This window comes from Pseudomonas sp. GL-B-26 (genome assembly GCF_019947405.1).
Lineage (GTDB): Bacteria > Pseudomonadota > Gammaproteobacteria > Pseudomonadales > Pseudomonadaceae > Aquipseudomonas.
On sequence record NZ_JAGYGJ010000027.1, the window covers coordinates 70,505 to 91,423 of the forward strand.

Below are 20,919 nucleotides of genomic sequence, written 5' to 3' on the forward strand. Positions count from 1 at the left end.
TCATCTAGATGCGCCCCAGGCGGATCTGAACGCTTGGGGTGAATGAGATGAGCAGGATCTGTACCAGTCATACTTTGAATGAGGAAAACTTTTAACCTGATGATTTATATCAGTATTTATTTGAGTGGCCAGAATGGTTACACAGTCTGTTGTCCGGGTTTCCGAACGCGTTGAGCGTTTGTGTTCGGCTCTCCGAAAAGTACTACAACCTCTGTAGAGCAAATCGCCTTGCGAGATTGCGAATCAGTGCTAAAGAAACCCGCGCTTCGGTCGATGTTCCTTTAAAGGATCTTTCTACTCAGGAGTTCACATGTCGTTATCCATTGGTATCCCAAACGCAGCAGGCGTCACCATTGGTGGTAAGTCCGCCGCTACGATCCAAGCGTTGAACGACGCCACCGCAGAGGCTGCCGATAAGACGCTGGGCACGAAAGAAGGCGACGGCAACCAAGTCAAGACTGGTCCTTTGGGATTGGATAAAAGCGCGGGCGCGCAGACCGAAACCCCAGACGAGAGCAACCAGAGTGTGGCGGTGAAAGTCCTGCTCAAACGCATGCAAGAGCTACAACAGCAACTGCGCGAGCAACAGCAACAATTGGCCGCAGCTCAGGCGGCGTCTTATCCGACACCGGAAGCCAAGGCCACTGTGGTCATGGCAGTTCAAGGACAGATTGCCGACACCAATGGTGCGTTGCTGGAAGTGTCCGCGGCTCTGGTCAAGGAACTGGCCAAGGGTTCCAGCACCGGAACGGTGGTCAACACCACGGCATGACGTGAATGCCCGGCTTTTGCCAGCCAGTTCAAATAAATGGTCGTTTCTGCTCGTTGACAAATGTCGGCAGGGTTCGCATAGTTCGGTCTCCGCAAACGTTTGCGCGGTGCTCCCGGTGGTTTCCATCAGCGAGCGCAATGAAGCCTGCGCCAGCGCAAGCGTTGCTCACAATAATCATAAGATCGGAGTGAACCCATGAAGCTGCCATTCGCTGGACGTCTTCTCGCTGTCGCTATGCTGGCTGCCGCATCCGTCGCGTTACCCGTCTCTTCGGCCTTCGCCGAGACTGAAAAACCCAAAGTCGCGCTGGTCATGAAATCCCTGGCCAATGAATTCTTCCTGACCATGGAAGACGGCGCCAAGGCCTATCAGAAAGACCACTCCGGCGATTTCGAGCTGATCTCCAACGGCATCAAAGACGAAACCGACACGGCTGGCCAGACACGCATCGTCGAGCAAATGATTCTGGCCAAGGTCAATGCGCTGGTCATCGCACCGGCTGACTCCAAGGCCATGGTTCCTGTGATCAAGAAAGCCATCGATGCCGGTATCACCGTGATCAACATCGACAACCAGCTGGACCCGGCTGTGGTCAAAAGCAAAAACATCACCGTGCCGTTCGTAGGCCCGGATAACCGCAAAGGCGCGCGTCTGGTGGGCGAGTACCTGGCCAAGCAACTGAAGGCCGGAGACGAAGTCGGCATCATCGAAGGCGTTTCAACCACCACCAACGCACAGCAAAGAACCGCAGGCTTCAAGGATGCGATGGAAGCGGCGCAGATCAAGGTCGTCTCTTTGCAGTCCGGTGACTGGGAAATCGACAAAGGCAACAAGGTTGCTGCCTCGATCCTCAGCGAATACCCGCAAGTCAAAGCCCTGCTGGCGGGCAACGACAGCATGGCCGTCGGCGCAGTATCCGCCGTGCGCGCAGCGGGCAAGGCCGGCAAGGTGCAAGTGGTCGGTTACGACAACATCAACGCCATCAAGCCAATGCTCAAGGATGGTCGCGTTCTGGCCACCGCTGACCAGTTTGCAGCCAGGCAAGCCGTGTTTGGCATCGAGACTGCGCTGAAGATCATCAAGGGTGAGAAAGTCGACAGCGGCACCAATGGCGTGATCGAAACTCCGGTAGAGCTGGTCACCAAGTAGTCCTTCTGGCGACACAACGGTGCTCGCCCGTCCGGGCGAGCGCATGGAGAGTTTTTATGTCAGTTTCTGCCCCGAACGCTGTCCTCTCGGTCAGCGGTATCGGTAAGACCTACGCCCAACCGGTCCTGACCGGCATCGACCTGACGCTGATGCGCGGTGAAGTGCTGGCGCTGACCGGCGAAAACGGCGCGGGAAAAAGCACGCTGTCGAAGATTATCGGCGGGCTGGTCACACCGACCACCGGCCACATGCAATTCCAGGGGCAGGATTACCGCCCCGCAAGCCGCACCCAGGCGGAAGACCTCGGCATCCGCATGGTGATGCAAGAACTCAATCTGTTGCCGACCCTGTCGGTGGCGGAAAACCTGTTTCTCGACAACCTGCCCAGCAAAGGCGGCTGGATCAGTCGCCGGCAATTGCGCAAGGCAGCGATCGAAGCCATGGCCCAGGTCGGCCTCGACGCGATTGACCCGGACACGCTGGTGGGCGAATTGGGCATCGGTCACCAGCAAATGGTGGAGATCGCCCGCAACCTGATCGGCGATTGCCACGTGCTGATCCTCGACGAACCGACCGCAATGTTGACGAACCGTGAAGTCGAGATGCTGTTCGAGCAGATCACTCGTCTGCAGGCTCGCGGCGTGTCGATCATCTATATCTCGCACCGACTCGAAGAACTGGCGCGGGTCGCCCAGCGTATTGCGGTACTGCGCGATGGCAACCTGGTTTGCGTCGAGCCGATGGCCAATTACAACAGCGAGCAATTGGTGACGCTGATGGTCGGCCGTGAACTCGGCGAACACATCGACATGGGCCCGCGCAAGATCGGCGCTCCAGCCTTGACGGTCAAAGGGCTGAACCGTTCCGACAAGGTTCGCGACGTGTCCTTCGAGGTGCGTGCCGGAGAGATCTACGGAATTTCCGGCTTGATCGGGGCAGGGCGCACCGAGTTGCTGCGCTTGATCTTTGGTGCTGATACAGCGGACAGCGGCACGGTTGCACTCGGTTCGCCAGCACAGGTTGTCAGTATCCGGTCACCGGCTGACGCGGTCGGTCATGGCATCGCCCTGATCACCGAAGACCGCAAGGGCGAAGGCCTGCTGCTGACCCAATCGATCAGCGCGAATATTGCCTTGGGCAATATGCCGGTGATTTCCAGCGGTGGCTTCGTTAACAATGGTGACGAGATGGCGCTGGCCCAGCGGCAGATCGACGCCATGCGCATCCGCAGCTCCAGCCCGACGCAACTTGTGTCGGAATTGTCCGGCGGCAACCAGCAGAAAGTCGTGATCGGCCGGTGGCTTGAGCGTGATTGCTCGGTGATGCTGTTCGACGAGCCGACGCGTGGCATCGACGTCGGCGCCAAGTTTGACATCTATACCTTGCTCGGTGAGCTGACCCGTCAAGGCAAAGCGCTCGTGGTGGTGTCCAGCGATCTGCGTGAACTGATGTTGATCTGCGACCGCATCGGCGTGCTCTCGGCAGGACGTCTGATCGACACCTTTGAGCGTGACAGCTGGACTCAGGATGATTTGCTTGCCGCCGCGTTCGCCGGCTACCAAAAACGTGATGCGTTGCTCAATGAAGCAGCGCCTAGGGATCTCGCATGAATACTGCAGTGACTGCCGGCAAACGTAGTGGCAACTTCTACGGCCTCGGTACCTATCTGGGGCTGGCCGGTGCCTTGCTGGCAATGGTCGCGCTGTTCTCGGTTCTGAGCAGCCATTTCCTTTCCTACGACACCTTCAGCACCCTGGCCAACCAGATTCCGGACTTGATGGTGCTGGCGGTCGGCATGACGTTCGTGTTGATCATCGGCGGCATCGACCTGTCGGTGGGTTCGGTGCTCGCGCTCGCGGCGTCAACGGTCAGCGTGGCGATTCTCGGTTGGGGCTGGAGCGTGTTGCCTGCGGCGCTACTCGGAATGGCGGCGGCAGCACTGGCCGGCACCATCACCGGTTCGATCACGGTGGCCTGGCGGATTCCGTCGTTCATCGTGTCCCTCGGCGTGCTGGAAATGGCCCGCGGCGTGGCGTATCAGATGACCGGATCGCGCACGGCCTACATCGGCGACGCTTTTGCCTGGTTGTCCAACCCGATTGCCTTCGGCATCTCGCCGTCGTTCATCATTGCCTTGCTGATCATCTTCATTGCCCAGGCCGTGCTGACGCGTACCGTGTTCGGTCGTTACCTGATCGGCATCGGCACCAACGAAGAGGCGGTGCGTCTGGCAGGGATCAATCCGAAGCCCTACAAGATCCTGGTATTCAGTCTGATGGGGCTGCTGGCCGGCATCGCAGCGCTGTTTCAGATTTCTCGCCTGGAAGCGGCGGATCCGAATGCCGGCTCCGGGCTGGAGCTGCAAGTGATCGCCGCGGTCGTGATCGGCGGCACCAGCCTGATGGGTGGTCGCGGTTCGGTCATCAGTACGTTCTTCGGGGTTCTGATCATTTCCGTATTGGCGGCCGGTCTCGCGCAGATCGGCGCCACTGAACCCACCAAACGCATCATCACCGGCGCAGTGATCGTGGTGGCGGTGGTGCTTGATACTTATCGCAGTCAGCGCGCAAGCCGGCGGACCTGAGTCATGGCAACAATCAAGGATGTGGCAGCGCTCGCGGGAATTTCCTACACCACGGTTTCCCACGTCGTGAACAAGACCCGGCCGGTGAGCGAAGAGGTGCGGGTCAAGGTCGAGGCAGCAATCAAAACCCTCGACTACGTGCCCAGTGCCGTGGCCCGGTCCCTCAAAGCCAAAACCACGGCGACCATCGGTCTGCTGGTGCCCAACAGCCTCAACCCGTACTTCGCCGAACTGGCGCGCGGTATCGAGGATTACTGCGAGCGTAATGGCTACTGCGTGATTCTCTGTAACTCCGATGACAACCCGGAAAAGCAACGCAGTTACCTGCGCGTACTGCTGGAAAAGCGCATCGACGGGCTGATCGTTGCTTCGGCCGGAGGCGACGCGGGGCTGGCGGAGGGCCTGGCAGGTGTGCGTACGCCGATGGTGATCGTTGACCGTGGACTGGAAGGTGTGAATGCCGATCTGGTGCGAATCGATCACGAATACGGCGCTTATCTGGCGACCCGCCACCTTCTGGAATTGGGGCATCGAGACATTGCCACCATTGGCGGGCCGGCGAGTACCAGCGTGGCGCAGATGCGTCTGGCCGGTTATTGCCGTGCCCTGAAAGAGGCGGGTGTCGAAGTGTCCCGCGAGCGCATGCTGGAAAGCGACTTCACCAGCACCGGCGGTTACAACGCCGCCGCGATACTGCTGGAAAAGAACCCGCCGAGCGCGATCTTCGCCGGTAACGACATGATTGGTATCGGTGTGCTGCGAGCGGCGGCCGAGCGCAATATTCGTGTGCCGACGGAGCTGTCGGTGATCGGCTTCGACGATATTCAGATGAGCCGCTATGTGTACCCGGCGCTGACTACCGTGGGGCAATCGATCTTGCAACTCGGCGAGATGGCGGCCGAAGTGCTTTTAAGACGAATCGCCACGCCGGATATGGCCACTGATCAACGGATCGTGACGCCCAGTATTGTCTTGCGGGAGTCGACTGCGCCGCTGGCCGGCGTGTTCGCCCAGTTCCGTTGAAACAGAATTGATGAGTAGCAATGTATGCCAGCAAAAGTAGTGGTTATAGGCAGCCTGAACATGGACCTGGTCACCCGGGCGCCACGGCTGCCCCGTGGCGGTGAAACGCTGATCGGCGAGTCGTTTGCCACGGTTTCTGGTGGCAAGGGCGCGAATCAGGCAGTCGCCGCGGCGAGGCTGGGGGCGCAGGTGTCGATGGTCGGTTGTGTGGGCAGTGATGCCTACGGCGAAGAACTGCGGGGGGCGCTGTTGGCCGAGCAGATCGATTGCCAGGCGGTCAGCACCGTCGACGACTCCAGCGGCGTAGCGTTAATCGTGGTCGATGACAACAGCCAGAACGCAATCGTGATCGTTGCCGGTGCCAACGGTGCGCTGACGCCTGCGGTGATCGACCGCTTCGATGCAGTATTACAGGCCGCAGACGTGATCATCTGTCAGCTGGAAGTGCCGGATGCCACTGTCGGTCATGCGCTCAAGCGTGGCCGTGAATTGGGCAAGACCGTGATCCTCAATCCGGCGCCGGCCAGCCGGCCACTGCCGGCGGACTGGTACGCGTCCATCGATTATCTGATTCCCAACGAAAGCGAGGCCTCGGCGCTGAGTGGTTTGCCAGTGGATTCTCTGGCCTCTGCCGAAACCGCTGCATCCCGGTTGATCTCCTTGGGCGCCGGCAAGGTCATCATCACCCTCGGTGCTCAAGGTTCGGTGTTTGCCAACGGCAAAGGCTTCGAGCATTTCCCTGCGTCGAAGGTGAAAGCTGTCGATACCACGGCGGCTGGCGACACCTTCGTCGGTGGTTTCGCCGCCGCGCTGGCGGCCGGCAAAAGCGAAGCCGACGCGATCCGTTTCGGCCAGGTCGCCGCGGCGCTGTCGGTGACCCGCGCTGGCGCACAACCCTCGATTCCCACCTTGTCCGACGTACAGGCCTTTAAAGCACCATGAAAAAGACACCTTTGCTCAACGTCGCGCTGTCGCGGCTGATCGCATCCCTGGGCCATGGCGACAAGGTGGTGATCGGCGACGCAGGTCTACCGGTGCCACCAGGCGTTGAGCTGATCGACCTGGCCCTGACCCACGGTATCCCGGATTTCGTCAGCACGTTGAAGGTTGTGCTCAGCGAAATGCAGGTCGAGAGCCATGTATTGGCCCAGGAGATCCTGGATAAAAAACCTTCGGCGTTGGCGACGCTCGATGAGCTGAATGCCGAAGGTGTGCTGGGTCATCGTGAGCTGCTCAGTCATGACCAATTCAAAGTCCTCAGCCGACAGGCACGGGCGATTGTTCGTACAGGCGAATGTCAGCCGTACTGCAACGTCGTGCTGGTGGCAGGGGTTACGTTCTAACTCGCTGTTGTCTTTCTGCTGTCCCATGCACAAGGAGTGCGCTATGCACCGCTATGCTCAGAAACTGCACCACCTGCTCCGGAGTCTGCTGCTTTTGTCCCTGATTACCGCAACAAGCGCCCAGGCGGCGGAAAAGATCGACTTGATCATCGACACCGATCCGGGTGCCGACGACGTGGTTGCCTTGCTGTTTGCCCTGGCGTCGCCAGGAGAGCTGAACATTCGTGCGCTGACCACCGTCGCCGGCAATGTGCGTCTGGACAAGACTTCGCGTAATGCGCGGCTAGCCCGCGAGTGGGCAGGGCGCGAGGAGGTGCCGGTCTACGCGGGCGCTCCGAAGCCGCTGATGCGCATGCCGATCTATGCCGAGAACATCCATGGCAAGGAAGGACTGTCGGGTGTCACCGTACATGAGCCGAAAAAAGGCCTGGCCCAGGGCAATGCGGTCAACTACCTGATCGACACCTTGAAAGCCGCCAAGCCCCACAGCATCACCATCGCCATGCTCGGTCCGCAAACCAACCTGGCACTGGCGCTGATCCAGGAGCCTGAGATCGTTCAGGGGATCAAGGAGGTGGTGATCATGGGTGGGGCGCACTTCAATGGCGGCAACATCACCCCGGTGGCCGAGTTCAATCTGTTCGCCGACCCGCAGGCTGCGGAAGTGGTATTGAAAAGCGGCGTGAAGCTGACCTATCTGCCGCTGGACGTGACCCACAAGATCCTCACCAGCGAAGCGCGCCTGAAGCAGATCGCAGCGATCAACAACAATGCCAGCAAGCTGGTGGGCGATATTCTCAATGAATACGTCAAAGGCGACATGGAGCACTACGGTATTCCGGGTGGCCCTGTGCATGACGCAACTGTCATCGCCTATCTGCTCAAACCTGAATTGTTCACCGGTCGTTCAGTCAACGTAGTCGTTGATAGTCGCGAAGGCCCGACGTTCGGCCAAACCATCGTCGACTGGTATGACGGCCTGAAAGCGCCGAAGAACGCTTTCTGGGTAGAAAGCGGCGACGCCCAGGGCTTCTTTGACCTGCTGACCGAGCGCCTGGCTCGTCTGAAGTAAGCCATAGACCCGCAGGTGCCAGCCTGCGGGTTTTGCTTTCACTCGCTATCTATCAGGCCGATATAGTCGGTAGGGTACTTCTCGAATATCTGTGCGATGAATATCTGGGCGGCTTGCGTCCCCAGTTCCTTGACCAATAGATCAATACCAATGATTGCCAACTCTTCCGGGCTGCCCGGGCTGTAAGAGCTGTGGCCCTGTGGCCACTTGGCTTTGATGTCGGCGTCGATACTTACGGTGGTCATGATGGCGCTCGTGAAGTCGGGAAAGTCTGAGTGTCGAGTTAACCATTTTGCGCGGCTTTTGGCACTCCGACTTAGGCATGAGGGGAGGGCTATGCGACACTTGGTCTTTGACGAATTTTCAAGGACTGTGCTGTGCAGATCGATTTGAACACTCCTGACGGCTTGACCCTTGAGGCGGTGCGTCAGCTGCTGGCTTCTGCCAGCGACGATGAGCACACTCAATTGCGAGTCACCAAGGGCGGCATCGCCTACATTTCGTCAGGCGTTGTGGGTGGCACTGATATCAGCGGGCTGTTGTTTCGTCTGGAGACGTGGGCCAAGGGTTCCGGTTATGTAGGATTGGTCGCGGCCAGTGACGAGGTCTGGGTCATGCAGATTATCAATGCGCTGAAAGAGAACTGGCCGAATCCGCCGTTCGACTACATTGACGTCTATTGAACGCTATTCATATTCAGTCACGATTGAGTGGTAAACGGCAGGGCGATGCTCAGGCAAACTCGCCGCGTGTCCGAATAGAGGGCAGGGGGGGGCTAGTACTTCCTGTGAAACCAAACGCCAGATTGGCGGTCGCACGATCTCAGCTTAACTATTGAAAAAAGGAGGCTTCATGCCTTGGAAGCTCGCGTCATTAGGTACTTTGTTGGCCGTTGCCATGCTGGCCGGTTGCAGCACTACCTCCACCGAGTCGACAACAGACCCTGTCACGACGACTGATACGGGTCACAGCCGTTGTGAGGCAAAGGCTGCCGAATTCACTATTGGCAAAAAGGCTTCGCCTGAACTGCTGGAGCAGGCGCGTAATCGCGCAGGCGCACAAAATGCACGGTTCCTCTTGCCCACCGACATGGTGACCCTGGAATACCGCTCCGATCGCCTGAACCTGAATACCGATGCCAATCGGGTTGTCACTCGCGTCAACTGCGGCTGATCGCTTCAGGCTTTTGTTTCGCCCATAAAAAACCCCGTCACATGGACGGGGTTTTTTTAGTGCGCCAGAAACTTACTCTGGGCGAACTTGTGCAGCTTGCATACCCTTTTGGCCTTTCTCAGCCACGAAGGAAACGGTCTGGCCTTCTTTCAGGCTTTTGAAACCGTCGCTTTCGATAGCTTTGAAGTGTACGAACAGGTCGTCACCGCCACCTTGAGGAGTGATGAAGCCGAAGCCTTTTTCATCGTTGAACCATTTAACGGTGCCGGTTTGGCGATTAGACATGGTGTATCTCCAAGAAACATATATTTTCAGTAGTGCTGTGCTGCTCAGGCCAACTGGGCACACCGGGGTATCATAGTCGAAATGTTCGCTTTGGGAGCCCCCCGGACGTGCTGTTTGCCCTGCAGTCGCGTTTTGTTTGCTGCTTTGTTTGGCTGCAAGCCCCGTTTTAAAAGGCTTTCAGCCAAAAGTAAAGACAATAAAAAAACCTGTAAAACCTGCATAAATTGTACGAAAAAGCGGTTTTCAGAGGCTTTTTACTGTCGTTGCAGGCGCTAAAAGCGCTCTGCCGGGCTTATTTTTTCGCTTTGTTATCGGCTTTGCACGACGAGATTTGGGTCAGTGCTTTTTGTTTCAGGGCATCACTGGCGGTGTTGTCCATCAGGGACTGGATGTCGCTGGCCGGATACGATTTGATCGCATCAGCACCGCAAGCGCAGTGAGACTTCGCCGCTGCAGCACCGATCTGCGGAGTGGCCGCTTGTGTGCACTGAGCCATGTATTTCTCGCGCTCGCCCTTTGGCCAATCGGCATGGGCGGCCAATGGCAGCAACAGGACGATGGGGGCGACTACTGCGAACAAACGATTCAGACGCATGCTGGGATGCTCCTTGTGGGTCAATGTCTTGTTATCTGAGGGGTGAAACGGGGTTCTAGTTCAGCACTCTGGCATAAAATTGCCCGATTTGCCCCAAGACAAAGCCTCGGTGCATCGACGACCGTTCATCTGTGCTAGCATGCCTGGCTCGGGCGTTTGCAGGCTCCGGATGACCTTCAGTCCCGGCAGCGGCAAATGTGCGAATAACCCTGATTTGAATCCCAGTCACTCTGGTTCGGTTTTCCGGTTGGCCGCAAGGCTCCTGCCGCTGTAAGGCAGGCGTTCGTCATTGAATGGCCTGGATCGGATCTTGTACTGGCTCATCCCAACCCACGTGACCTTTGGTAGGGGTCACCACTAGGAGAGGAGGCGCCATGCCAACTATTACTCTTCCCGACGGCAGTCAACGTTCATTCGATCACCCGGTATCCGTAGCCGAGGTCGCCGCATCAATTGGTGCAGGTCTGGCCAAAGCCACCGTGGCCGGCAAGGTCGATGGCAAGCTGGTCGACGCCAGCGACATCATCGGCAGCGACGCTACGCTGCAAATCATTACGCCAAAGGATGAAGAGGGGCTGGAGATCATTCGCCACTCTTGCGCCCATCTGGTTGGCCATGCGGTCAAGCAGCTGTACCCGACGGCCAAGATGGTCATCGGTCCGGTCATCGACGAAGGCTTCTATTACGACATCGCCTTCGAACGTCCTTTCACCCCGGACGACCTGGCCGCCATCGAACAGCGCATGCAGCAGCTGATCGAAAAAGATTACGACGTGATCAAGAAAGTCACTCCGCGCGCCGAAGTGATCGAAGTGTTCAAGGCCCGCGGCGAAGACTACAAACTGCGCCTGGTCGAAGACATGCCGAACGAGCAGGCCATGGGCCTGTACTATCACGAAGAATACGTCGACATGTGCCGCGGTCCGCACGTGCCGAACACGCGCTTCCTGAAATCCTTCAAGCTGACCAAGTTGTCCGGCGCCTATTGGCGTGGCGATGCCAAGAACGAGCAATTGCAGCGCGTTTACGGCACCGCATGGGCAGACAAAAAGCAGCTGGCGGCTTACATCCAGCGCATCGAAGAAGCTGAAAAGCGCGATCATCGCAAGATCGGCAAGCGTCTGGGCCTGTTCCACACCCAGGAAGAGTCGCCAGGCATGGTGTTCTGGCACCCGAACGGCTGGACTCTGTACCAGGTGCTCGAGCAATACATGCGCAAGGTTCAGCGCGACAACGGTTACCTGGAGATCAAAACTCCGCAGGTCGTTGACCGCAGTCTGTGGGAGAAGTCCGGGCACTGGGCCAACTACGCCGACAACATGTTCACCACTCAGTCGGAAAACCGCGACTACGCCATCAAGCCGATGAACTGCCCTTGCCACGTGCAAGTGTTCAATCAGGGCCTGAAAAGCTACCGCGAGTTACCGATGCGTCTGGCCGAATTCGGTGCTTGCCACCGTAACGAGCCATCGGGTGCGCTGCACGGCATCATGCGTGTGCGTGCGTTCACTCAGGACGACGCCCACATCTTCTGTACTGAAGAGCAGATGCAGGCCGAATCCGCTGCGTTCATCAAGCTGACCATGGACGTTTATGCCGACTTCGGCTTCAAAGATGTCGAGATGAAGCTGTCCACTCGTCCGGAAAAACGCGTCGGTTCCGACGAGCTGTGGGATCGCGCCGAAGCGGCCCTGGCTGCAGCCCTTGATAGCGCTGGCCTGCCGTACGATTTGCAGCCGGGCGAGGGTGCGTTCTACGGTCCGAAGATCGAGTTCTCGCTGAAAGATTGCCTTGGCCGCGTCTGGCAGTGTGGTACCCTTCAGCTCGATTTTAACCTGCCTGTCCGTCTGGGAGCCGAATACGTCTCTGAAGACAACAGTCGCAAGCACCCGGTGATGTTGCATCGGGCGATCCTTGGCTCCTTCGAACGTTTCGTCGGAATCCTGATCGAGCACTACGAGGGTGCATTTCCCGCGTGGCTGGCTCCGACCCAGGCAGTGATCATGAATATCACTGATAAACAGGCAGATTTCGCCGCCGAGGTTGAAAAAACTCTCAACGAAAGCGGATTTCGTGCCAAGTCTGACTTGAGAAATGAAAAGATCGGCTTTAAAATCCGCGAGCATACTTTGCTCAAGGTTCCTTATCTCTTGGTTATCGGAGATCGGGAAGTCGAGATGCAGACTGTCGCTGTGCGTACTCGTGAAGGTGCTGACCTGGGCTCGATGCCCGTCGCCCAGTTCGCCGAGTTCCTCGCTCAAGCGGTTTCCCGGCGTGGTCGCCCAGATTCGGAGTAATTACTATTAAGCGTGAAATGAGACAAGATAAACGAGCTGCACCGAAGGCCCCGATCAACGAGAATATCTCGGCACGCGAGGTTCGGTTAATTGGGGCTGAAGGTGAACAGCTTGGGATTGTGTCAATTGAAGACGCGCTTCTTAAGGCTGAAGAGGCCAAACTGGATCTGGTGGAAATTTCCGCCGATGCAGTACCCCCTGTTTGCAAACTGATGGACTACGGCAAATCGATCTTCGAAAAGAAGAAGCAGATTGCCGCGGCCAAGAAAAACCAGAAGCAGATTCAGGTTAAAGAAATCAAGTTTCGTCCAGGGACGGAGGAAGGGGATTACCAGGTAAAACTGCGCAACCTGGTACGTTTCCTGAGTGATGGGGACAGGGCCAAGGTATCCTTGCGATTCCGCGGCCGTGAGATGGCCCACCAGGAGCTGGGGATGGAACTCCTCAAGCGAGTTGAAGGTGACTTGCTCGAGTACGGTTCGGTCGAACAGCATCCTAAGATGGAAGGACGCCAACTGATCATGGTCATCGCCCCGAAAAAGAAGAAGTAATCAATAGGGCACGGCAGGCCTTCTGATTATGTTTATCAACTGAATGCGGAGTATCCGAACATGCCAAAAATGAAAACTAAAAGTGGTGCTGCTAAGCGGTTTCTGAAAACTGCTAACGGTATCAAGCACAAGCACGCTTTCAAGAGCCACATCCTGACTAAAATGTCGACCAAGCGTAAGCGTCAACTGCGCGGTAGCAGCTTGCTGGCACCGTGTGACGTGGCAAAAGTCGAGCGCATGCTGCGCCTTCGTTAATTTAGTCAAGAATAGAGGAAGTAACTCATGGCTCGTGTAAAGCGTGGCGTCATTGCCCGTAAACGTCACAAAAAAATTCTGAAACTTGCTAAAGGCTACTACGGCGCTCGCTCGCGCGTATTCCGTGTTGCCAAGCAAGCGGTAATCAAGGCAGGCCAATATGCCTACCGTGACCGTCGTCAGAAAAAACGTCAGTTCCGCGCTCTGTGGATCGCTCGTATCAACGCTGGTGCACGTATCAACGGTCTGTCCTACAGCCGTTTCATCGCCGGCCTGAAAAAAGCGTCCATCGAGATCGACCGTAAGGTTCTGGCTGATCTGGCAGTGAACGAAAAAGCGGCGTTTGCTGCGATTGTCGAGAAAGCTAAAGCCACCTTGGCTTAAGTACCCCCGACAGTCACCCGGCCTCACCTCTGTGGGGTCAGGTGTTAAACGTCATAAATAGGGGAAGAGCCTTCAAGCTCTTCCCCTATTTTGTATCTGGAGTCTGTACATGGAAAACCTGGATGCGCTCGTCTCTCAAGCTCTAGAGGCTGTGCAAAGCGCTGAAGATATCAATGCCCTGGAGCAAATCCGGGTTCACTACCTTGGCAAAAAGGGCGAATTGACTCAGGTGATGAAGACCCTGGGGAATTTGCCGGCAGAAGAGCGTCCGCAAGTCGGCGCCCTGATCAACGTTGCCAAGGAGCGTGTCACAGAGGTTCTCAATGCGCGCAAGGCACTGTTTGAAGAGGCCGACCTGGCCGCCAAACTGTCCGCCGAGTCCATTGACGTGACCCTGCCTGGCCGTGGCCAGACCTCGGGTGGTCTGCATCCGGTTACTCGCACTCTGGAACGTATCGAGCAGTTCTTCACTCACATCGGCTACGGCATTGCCGAAGGCCCTGAGGTCGAAGACGACTATCACAACTTCGAAGCACTCAACATCCCAGGCCATCACCCGGCCCGGTCGATGCATGACACCTTCTATTTCAATGCCAACATGTTGCTGCGCACTCATACCTCGCCGGTACAGGTCCGCACCATGGAATCGAAACAGCCGCCGATCCGCATCGTCTGCCCAGGCCGTGTGTACCGTAGCGACTCCGATATCACTCACTCCCCGATGTTCCACCAGGTCGAAGGCCTGCTGGTCGACCGCGATATCAACTTCGCCGACCTGAAAGGCACCATCGAAGAGTTCCTGCGCGTGTTCTTCGAAAAAGAACTGGCCGTGCGTTTCCGCCCTTCGTATTTCCCGTTCACCGAGCCGTCCGCTGAAGTCGACATGGAATGCGTGATGTGCAGCGGTAAAGGCTGTCGTGTCTGCAAGCAGACTGGCTGGCTGGAAGTGATGGGCTGCGGCATGGTTCACCCGAATGTGCTGCGCATGTCCGGGATCGATCCGGAAGAGTTTTCGGGCTTTGCCTTCGGCATGGGTGTTGAGCGTCTGGCCATGCTGCGTTACGGCGTGAACGACTTGCGTCTGTTCTTCGACAACGACTTGCGGTTCCTCGCGCAATTTCGCTAGTCGTAACGAATTCTTAGGAGAGCAGGATGAAATTCAGTGAACAATGGCTGCGTGGCTGGGTAAGCCCGCAGGTAAGTCGTGACGAGCTGGTTGCTCGTCTGTCGATGGCCGGTCTTGAGGTCGATAGCGTTACGCTGGCCGCCGGCGAATTCACCGGTGTGGTGGTGGGCGAGGTGCTGAGCACCGAACAGCACCCGGACGCTGACAAGTTGCGCGTTTGCCAGGTCAGCAGTGGGTCGGAGACCTTCCAGGTCGTTTGCGGTGCGCCAAACGTGCGCCCGGGCTTGAAGATCCCGTTCGCCATGATCGGTGCCGAACTTCCAGGCGATTTCAAGATCAAGAAAGCCAAGCTGCGTGGCGTTGAGTCCAACGGCATGCTGTGCTCGCAAGCCGAGCTGCAAATTGGTGAAGGCAACGATGGTCTGATGGAATTGCCGGCCGATGCGCCAGTCGGTCAGGACATTCGTGAATACCTGAGCCTGGACGACGCCAGCATCGAGGTCGACCTGACCCCAAACCGCGGCGACTGCCTGTCCCTGGCCGGTCTGGCCCGTGAAGTCGGTGCGTTGTACGCTGCTGAAGTCACCCGCCCGGTGGTTGCTGTCGTGCCAGCCGTGCATGACGAAGTGCGCTCGATCGAAGTGCTGGCGCCAGCCGCTTGCCCGCGTTACCTGGGTCGTGTGATCCGTAACGTCGACCTGTCCAAGCCAACGCCGCTGTGGATGGTAGAGCGTCTGCGTCGTGGCGACGTGCGCAGCATCGACGCTGCTGTCGACATCACCAACTACGTGATGCTGGAGCTGGGTCAACCGCTGCATGCGTTCGATCTCGCCGAAATCAATGGCGGCATCCGCGTGCGCATGGCTGAAGAAGGCGAGAAGCTGGTACTGCTCGACGGTCAGGAAGTCAGCCTGCGTAGCGATACGCTGGTGATTGCCGACCACACCCGCGCCCTGGCCATCGCCGGCGTCATGGGTGGCGAGCACAGCGGCGTCAACACCGCGACCACTCGCGACGTGTTCCTGGAAAGCGCGTTTTTCGATCAGATTGCTGTCGCTGGCAAGGCCCGTTCCTATGGCCTGCACACCGATGCCTCGCACCGTTACGAGCGTGGCGTGGACTGGCAGTTGGCCCGTGAGGCGATGGAACGCGCTACCGGTCTGCTGCTGGAAATCACTGGCGGCGAAGCTGGTCCGATCATCGAAACCGTCAGCGAGCAGCACCTGCCGTCGATTGCGCCAGTTACTCTGCGTGCGCAACGCATCACTCAGATGCTGGGTATGGAAATGGATTCGGCCGAAGTCGAGCAACTGCTCAGCGGCTTGGGTCTGAAGATTTCTGCCGATGGGGCAGGGCAGTGGCGCGTTGAAGTTCCAAGCCATCGCTTCGACATCAGCCTGGAAGTCGATCTGATCGAAGAACTGGCTCGTCTGTATGGTTACAACCGTTTGCCGGTTCGCTACCCGCAAGCTCGTCTGGCGCCGCAGGCCAAGGCTGAAGCGCGTAGCGATCTGCCTGAGCTGCGCCGTCTGCTGGTAGCCCGTGGCTATCAGGAAGCGATCACCTACAGCTTCATCGATCCGAAACAGTTTGAGTTGTTTAATCCGGGTGTCGAGCCGCTGCTGCTGGCCAACCCGATCTCGAACGACATGGCGGCCATGCGCTCGTCCCTGTGGCCAGGTTTGGTCAAGGCGCTTCAGCACAACCTGAACCGTCAACAGGACCGCGTCCGTCTGTTCGAAAGCGGTCTGCGTTTCGTCGGTCAGCTGGAGGGCCTGAAGCAAGAGCCGATGCTGGCGGGCGTTGTTTGCGGTAGCCGTCTGCCGGAAGGCTGGGCACAAGGTCGCGATGTGGTGGACTTCTTCGACGTCAAAGCCGACGTGGAAGCGGTGCTGGGCTTCGCCGGTGCACTGGATTCGTTCACTTTCGTACCGGGCAAACACCCTGCGTTGCACCCGGGTCAAACCGCGCGCATCGAACGTGAAGGTCGCTTGGTCGGTTTCGTCGGCGCTATTCACCCTGAATTGTCGAAAACCCTCGGTCTCGACCGTCCGGTCTTCGTTTTCGAGCTGGTTCTGGCCGAAGTGGCATTGGGTAAAATGCCTAAATTCCAGGAGTTATCGCGCTTTCCTGAAGTGCGTCGTGATCTGGCATTGATTGCGGCCACGGACGTTGCGGCCAGTGCCGTACTGGACGTAATTCGTGAAAATGCAGGCGAATGGCTGACAGACCTAAGGCTATTTGACGTCTATCAGGGTAAAGGCATTGATCCTGATAGAAAAAGCCTTGCAGTCGGCTTGACCTGGCAGCATCCATCGCGCACTCTTAATGACGATGAGGTGAATACCACGACGCAAAACATCCTCACCTCGCTCGAACAAAGGTTGAACGCCACGTTAAGGAAGTGACGTATGGGGGCTCTGACGAAAGCTGAGATGGCGGAACGTCTGTATGAAGAGCTGGGCCTGAATAAACGGGAAGCCAAGGAATTGGTCGAACTGTTTTTTGAAGAAATCAGGCACGCTCTTGAAGACAACGAACAAGTCAAATTGTCCGGTTTCGGCAATTTCGACCTTCGGGACAAACGCCAGCGGCCTGGCCGCAATCCGAAAACGGGTGAAGAAATCCCGATCACGGCTCGCCGTGTGGTCACCTTTCGTCCAGGGCAGAAGTTGAAGGCCCGAGTTGAGGCTTATGCTGGAACCAAGTCATAACGACGAGCTACCCGTCATCCCAGGCAAACGCTACTTCACCATTGGTGAAGTCAGCGAGCTGTGTGCGGTAAAACCACACGTGCTGCGTTACTGGGAGCAGGAGTTTCCTCAACTCAACCCCGTCAAACGCCGCGGAAACCGCCGGTATTATCAGCGACAAGATGTGCTGATGATCCGGCAGATCCGCGCGCTTCTTTACGATCAGGGGTTCACCATCGGCGGCGCACGGCTGCGTTTGTCCGGCGATGAAGCCAAAGATGACACGACCCAATACAAGCAAATGATCCGCCAGATGATCGCCGAGCTGGAGGATGTTCTGGTGGTACTCAAGAAATAAATTCCTGCTTTTAAATACTTCCAGTTTTCAAAAGCTTGCGATATATTCTTGAGCGTTCTTCGAGAAGAGGAACGGATTTAACGCCTAGTCGGGGCGTAGCGCAGTCCGGTAGCGCACTAGCATGGGGTGCTAGGGGTCGAGTGTTCGAATCACTCCGTCCCGACCATATAATTCAATGTCTTAGGCCAATGTTCACAGCATTGGCCTTTTTCATGTGCGTGACTTTTGCGTGACTTCTCGATTTTCACGCCTGCTTCCTCTTTAAGATTGTCAGGATCGGTCCGCGCGAATCGGTTGCTGATACCATGTTCGCAGCTTCAATCAGATGCCCGAGCTCCGCGCCCGAGTAGTGACTGGTGATGCTGCCATTCTTGTGGCCCAGAAGAGCCTTGCGGTCTTCCTCGGTTACGCCTGCTGCGCGCAGCCGACGGCCAAATGTGTGTTTGAGGTCATGGATCCTTATGGATGCATAACCTGGGTGAGCGGGGCGAAGGTTTTCCTCCTGCCAGAGTTTCGCCGCTCTCACCCGCGCCTTCTTCCAGGCCGAGTCATTCATTCGATGCATCGCAGTACCGTTGTAAGGAAAAACCCATTCCTTACTGATGCCGCGCTGCTGCTCGATGATCGACTTGGCCACGCTGTTGAGCACGACCAGTCGCTCATCACCGTTCTTCACTCCAGACCGTTCGTGTCTGCCGCCAAAATCAGCTGGAATCAGGAAAACGCTGGTCCCGAGCTCTGGCACCGAAATCTCCCAATCCCATCGAAGTTTGCAAACCTCCTGTTCCCGGGTGCCGGTGTTCACTTTGAACAACGCCATCGTTTGCAGGTGGGCCGGCAACTCCCCCGAAAAGAATCGACTGCTCCGGCCATGACATCGGATACGGCTTGCGGCTCGACTTCTTCTCTTCCAGCTTCGTGAGCATTGGCACGCTATCCAGCCATGGCCTGCGCTCATCATCTCGCCACTTCCTGGCACACAACGACAAAACCCGAACCACACGCTCGATCGAGATATTCACCGTCCTGTTGCTGACGCCTTTCTTCACCTTGCCGCCCTCAAGCTTCTTGGCCGCCAACCTGTCCTTGATGAACGGCACTAAGGCCTGATCATCGATGTGGGTCAGCGGCATATCGCCTATGAACGGGTCCAGCTGGGATAGGTGGTGCGCCGAGAGCTTGATTGAAGGCTGGTCTTTGAACTCCAGCAGGAAGCGAGTCGCCGCCTCCCGCCAGATCCTGACCTTCTTTACGCCGTACACCTTCTGTTGCCTGATCTGCTCCAGCCGGTAGATCAGGTAGCGCTCCGCTTCTTCCCGGTCACCAGTTCCAGTGCTTTCGTAAAGTCGTTCTCCGTTGATTTTCTTGTCGATATGCCAGATACCTTTCCTCTCGGAGAGGCCTGTGATCGATTTTCGCGCCATGATTTATCTCCTTTCTGGCGCTCGCTGCGGGGCGATCGTTGCTCCGAAGCGCCATGTTTATCAATTGCCTTTGCTGCGACATATGCGGTGGCCCAGTCGTCGAGCTCTTCCCGGTCGAAGCCAACACCGCGCTCGCCGATCGGGAACTCGCTGACATAGGGGCGGACTGTTTTGTCGAACTCGACGCGGCACATACCCAAATAGATGGGTGCAGCGCCGGCACGGATGAAGCGGGGAAGGATGCTTTCGCGCCGGGGCCGGGAGGGCGCCCGCGCCAGTTCTGCAGACATAAGTGCTCCATGCCGCGCTTGGCGGCCGAAGTCCTTCGCCTCTCTCACAAACACGTCCTTGTAGATCCTGAGCAGATGGTCGGCGGCATCGGTGAAAGCTTCCTCGCGATAGAAGCCAGCAACACTGATGCCGTCATCTACTAACCAGACTGTCCGGCGCGGGCCTTGCTCGGCCTGATCGATCTTCTCGGCCATCTGCTGGCGAGCGTAACGAAGCTGGTCCAGTGATAGTTGATTGACCCATTCGTCGGTGCCGATTCGCAGGGTGTGCCCGTATTCGCACTTGATTTCAGGCATGCAGAACTCCTCGCCCGCCGTTCACCGGCAGGCTGTATGTGGATTAGTGGGTTACGCTGGAAAGCAGGCAACGTGAGTGTGCAAACGGTCTCTCATCATGGATGGATCAAAATGAAGCTGATTTTGGTTGTGCTTGTTGTTGGTCTGTTCGCTTGGAAGTTTTCCCCGGAGTTACAGTCCTGGGCTGAGGATCAGCAATCGAATCCCAAAGGAACCCCTGCGGTCGTGGCCGCGCCGAAGCCTGTTTCGGCTCCAGTCAAATGCGATGGGCGTAAATATTGCTCGCAGATGACCTCGTGCGCGGAGGCCAAAACGTTTCTGCAAAATTGTCCAGGAATGGAAATGGACGGCGACAACGACGGAATACCCTGTGAGACGCAGTGGTGCCGATGACTATTGGCCGTTCACCGGCAGGCTGTGAGTTGTAAGGTTTTGGTTGGCAGTCGGATGAATTCGGCGGGGACGCTGATGGTGGGTATCAGGGATTAGCTGATATACGAGGAAGTCCCGCTCGAACAAGGTTCAGTAGTTCGCCCTGCCAGCTGTTTTAGAGAAATGCTGAGTGGCCGCAACTGGTCAGGGTGGGCTTATTCTTGCCGTGACCTGCCGACATACTCCGGGAGGTCTCAGGCTCGCGGCTTGTGTTTCAACGTCCCCACCTGAGACTTGCTGCCTCTAGCAAAACCATATCGACACCGCAGGCAGGGTTTTCTGCGCATACCGCGTCAAAATATCCTGCAAGCCATTCGTACTTCGCGAATATAGCCTCGGGACAATTCCGGTCGCGCGCTTTGGAAATTATCAAATCCCGAACTGGGTTTAATCGCGTCTTCCACAAATCCTTATTGTTGTAGAAAAATGGATTCCCCCAAAAAGGCGGGAGGAAATTGAAGAATCGGTAGCCGCCCCCGGAGGACCGCCAGGTGACTTCCCCTTCAACCCCGTCCTCTACCCATTCTTTAGCCAGTTCCTTTGAAAGAATGATTCGCGGACTGGAAGCAACCGCACTTTCCAAGAGGTACGCCTCGTGAATGGCAGGTCCAAAGGCAAGTGCGCCTTGGTGAAACAGCTTTCCTCGAACAACTCCGCCTCGCAGCAAAAAGCCCGTGAGGGATAAGATTCGTAAGCGTCCGCCGAAGTCACCTTGCGTGACTCAGGCCGGCACCCACTGATGCGGCAGCAGTTGATCAATCTCACTGGCACGCTGCGTTGGCAGCCGCGTCAGCACATCTTTGAGATAGGCATATG

24 protein-coding genes, 1 tRNA gene and 1 pseudogene are annotated in these 20,919 nt (G+C 57.2%); 20 read left to right on the top strand and 6 right to left on the bottom strand.

The features are described from left to right. The first annotated feature begins 310 nt into the window (after positions 1–310). The 8 genes from KGB23_RS18465 (at position 311) to KGB23_RS18500 (ending at position 7,943) form a co-directional block, all read left to right on the top strand. Complete coding sequence (locus KGB23_RS18465) at positions 311–772, top strand: hypothetical protein (RefSeq protein ID WP_223432098.1); 462 nt, start codon at positions 311–313, stop codon at positions 770–772. Between the two features lie 195 nt (positions 773–967). After that, positions 968–1,921 carry a sugar ABC transporter substrate-binding protein gene (locus KGB23_RS18470; protein WP_046047711.1) on the top strand — a complete coding sequence of 318 codons (954 nt, stop codon included), beginning with the start codon at positions 968–970 and terminating at the stop codon, positions 1,919–1,921. Between the two features lie 56 nt (positions 1,922–1,977). Beyond that, positions 1,978–3,531: a sugar ABC transporter ATP-binding protein gene (locus tag KGB23_RS18475; protein WP_223432099.1), complete on the top strand. Its 1,554-nt coding sequence runs from the start codon at positions 1,978–1,980 to the stop codon at positions 3,529–3,531. Next, positions 3,528–4,505: an ABC transporter permease gene (locus KGB23_RS18480; protein ID WP_008145645.1), complete on the top strand. Its 978-nt coding sequence runs from the start codon at positions 3,528–3,530 to the stop codon at positions 4,503–4,505. Before KGB23_RS18475 ends, KGB23_RS18480 begins: the two co-directional genes overlap by 4 nt. 3 nt (positions 4,506–4,508) lie before the next feature. Next, entirely contained in the window at positions 4,509–5,528 is a 1,020-nt protein-coding gene (locus KGB23_RS18485) for a LacI family DNA-binding transcriptional regulator (RefSeq protein WP_223432100.1), read from the top strand. 24 nt (positions 5,529–5,552) lie between these two features. After that, entirely contained in the window at positions 5,553–6,470 is a 918-nt protein-coding gene (rbsK, locus tag KGB23_RS18490; protein WP_223432101.1) for a ribokinase, read from the top strand. Next, the gene (gene rbsD / locus KGB23_RS18495) at positions 6,467–6,871 is read left to right on the top strand and encodes a D-ribose pyranase (protein ID WP_223432102.1); all 405 of its coding nucleotides are present in this window, start codon (positions 6,467–6,469) and stop codon (positions 6,869–6,871) included. The genes rbsK and rbsD overlap by 4 nt, the downstream gene beginning before the upstream one ends. 43 nt (positions 6,872–6,914) lie before the next feature. Further along, positions 6,915–7,943 (top strand): nucleoside hydrolase, encoded by a 1,029-nt coding sequence (locus KGB23_RS18500; protein WP_223432103.1) that lies wholly within the window; start codon positions 6,915–6,917, stop codon positions 7,941–7,943. Between the two features lie 38 nt (positions 7,944–7,981). Here KGB23_RS18500 and KGB23_RS18505 read toward each other — a convergent pair whose 3' ends face one another. Then, complete coding sequence (locus tag KGB23_RS18505; RefSeq protein WP_008145651.1) at positions 7,982–8,188, bottom strand: hypothetical protein; 207 nt, start codon at positions 8,186–8,188, stop codon at positions 7,982–7,984. 132 nt (positions 8,189–8,320) lie between these two features. On the opposite strand from KGB23_RS18505, the gene KGB23_RS18510 reads away from it, so the two are divergent. Further along, positions 8,321–8,626, top strand: a complete 306-nt coding sequence (locus tag KGB23_RS18510) for a hypothetical protein (RefSeq protein ID WP_223432104.1) — start codon at positions 8,321–8,323, stop codon at positions 8,624–8,626. 169 nt (positions 8,627–8,795) lie between these two features. Then, the gene (locus tag KGB23_RS18515; RefSeq protein ID WP_223432105.1) at positions 8,796–9,116 is read left to right on the top strand and encodes an I78 family peptidase inhibitor; all 321 of its coding nucleotides are present in this window, start codon (positions 8,796–8,798) and stop codon (positions 9,114–9,116) included. A 72-nt stretch (positions 9,117–9,188) separates the two neighbouring features. Here KGB23_RS18515 and KGB23_RS18520 read toward each other — a convergent pair whose 3' ends face one another. Both KGB23_RS18520 and KGB23_RS18525 read right to left on the bottom strand, forming a co-directional pair. Then, on the bottom strand, positions 9,189–9,401 hold the full coding sequence (locus tag KGB23_RS18520) for a cold-shock protein (RefSeq protein WP_003179963.1): 213 nt from the start codon (positions 9,399–9,401) through the stop codon (positions 9,189–9,191). 292 nt (positions 9,402–9,693) lie between these two features. Next, a complete protein-coding gene (locus tag KGB23_RS18525; RefSeq protein WP_223432106.1) occupies positions 9,694–9,996 on the bottom strand; it encodes a hypothetical protein in 303 nt (100 codons plus the stop codon). A gap of 374 nt (positions 9,997–10,370) precedes the next feature. On the opposite strand from KGB23_RS18525, the gene thrS reads away from it, so the two are divergent. The 9 genes from thrS (at position 10,371) to KGB23_RS18570 (ending at position 17,826) form a co-directional block, all read left to right on the top strand. After that, positions 10,371–12,293: a threonine--tRNA ligase gene (gene thrS / locus KGB23_RS18530; RefSeq protein ID WP_008145656.1), complete on the top strand. Its 1,923-nt coding sequence runs from the start codon at positions 10,371–10,373 to the stop codon at positions 12,291–12,293. Beyond that, positions 12,293–12,844, top strand: coding sequence for a translation initiation factor IF-3 (gene infC, locus KGB23_RS18535; protein WP_169857083.1), 552 nt, complete (start codon positions 12,293–12,295; stop codon positions 12,842–12,844). The genes thrS and infC overlap by 1 nt, the downstream gene beginning before the upstream one ends. 60 nt (positions 12,845–12,904) lie before the next feature. Continuing rightward, the gene (gene rpmI, locus KGB23_RS18540) at positions 12,905–13,099 is read left to right on the top strand and encodes a 50S ribosomal protein L35 (RefSeq protein WP_008145659.1); all 195 of its coding nucleotides are present in this window, start codon (positions 12,905–12,907) and stop codon (positions 13,097–13,099) included. Positions 13,100–13,126: 27 nt separating this feature from the next. Beyond that, entirely contained in the window at positions 13,127–13,483 is a 357-nt protein-coding gene (rplT, locus tag KGB23_RS18545; protein WP_007905879.1) for a 50S ribosomal protein L20, read from the top strand. Positions 13,484–13,592: 109 nt separating this feature from the next. After that, entirely contained in the window at positions 13,593–14,609 is a 1,017-nt protein-coding gene (gene pheS, locus KGB23_RS18550; RefSeq protein WP_007905876.1) for a phenylalanine--tRNA ligase subunit alpha, read from the top strand. Positions 14,610–14,635: 26 nt separating this feature from the next. Next, entirely contained in the window at positions 14,636–17,017 is a 2,382-nt protein-coding gene (pheT, locus tag KGB23_RS18555; RefSeq protein WP_223432107.1) for a phenylalanine--tRNA ligase subunit beta, read from the top strand. 3 nt (positions 17,018–17,020) lie between these two features. Continuing rightward, positions 17,021–17,323, top strand: coding sequence for an integration host factor subunit alpha (ihfA, locus tag KGB23_RS18560; RefSeq protein ID WP_002553164.1), 303 nt, complete (start codon positions 17,021–17,023; stop codon positions 17,321–17,323). Then, positions 17,304–17,660 carry a MerR family transcriptional regulator gene (locus KGB23_RS18565; protein WP_003179985.1) on the top strand — a complete coding sequence of 119 codons (357 nt, stop codon included), beginning with the start codon at positions 17,304–17,306 and terminating at the stop codon, positions 17,658–17,660. Before ihfA ends, KGB23_RS18565 begins: the two co-directional genes overlap by 20 nt. An 89-nt stretch (positions 17,661–17,749) precedes the next feature. Then, positions 17,750–17,826, top strand: a tRNA-Pro gene (locus tag KGB23_RS18570). Between the two features lie 78 nt (positions 17,827–17,904). Here the strand turns inward: KGB23_RS18570 and KGB23_RS30240 are convergent. Further along, positions 17,905–19,069 (bottom strand): annotated as a pseudogene (locus tag KGB23_RS30240) (tyrosine-type recombinase/integrase). Beyond that, positions 18,955–19,671: a hypothetical protein gene (locus tag KGB23_RS30245; protein WP_317851623.1), complete on the bottom strand. Its 717-nt coding sequence runs from the start codon at positions 19,669–19,671 to the stop codon at positions 18,955–18,957. Before KGB23_RS30245 ends, KGB23_RS30240 begins: the two are co-directional and overlap by 115 nt. Before the next feature lie 111 nt (positions 19,672–19,782). On the opposite strand from KGB23_RS30245, the gene KGB23_RS18585 reads away from it, so the two are divergent. After that, a complete protein-coding gene (locus tag KGB23_RS18585; RefSeq protein ID WP_223432108.1) occupies positions 19,783–20,064 on the top strand; it encodes an excalibur calcium-binding domain-containing protein in 282 nt (93 codons plus the stop codon). 760 nt (positions 20,065–20,824) lie between these two features. Here KGB23_RS18585 and KGB23_RS18590 read toward each other — a convergent pair. Continuing rightward, a partial coding sequence (locus tag KGB23_RS18590; RefSeq protein WP_223432111.1) for a transposase domain-containing protein occupies positions 20,825–20,919 on the bottom strand: 95 nt, incomplete at its 5' end.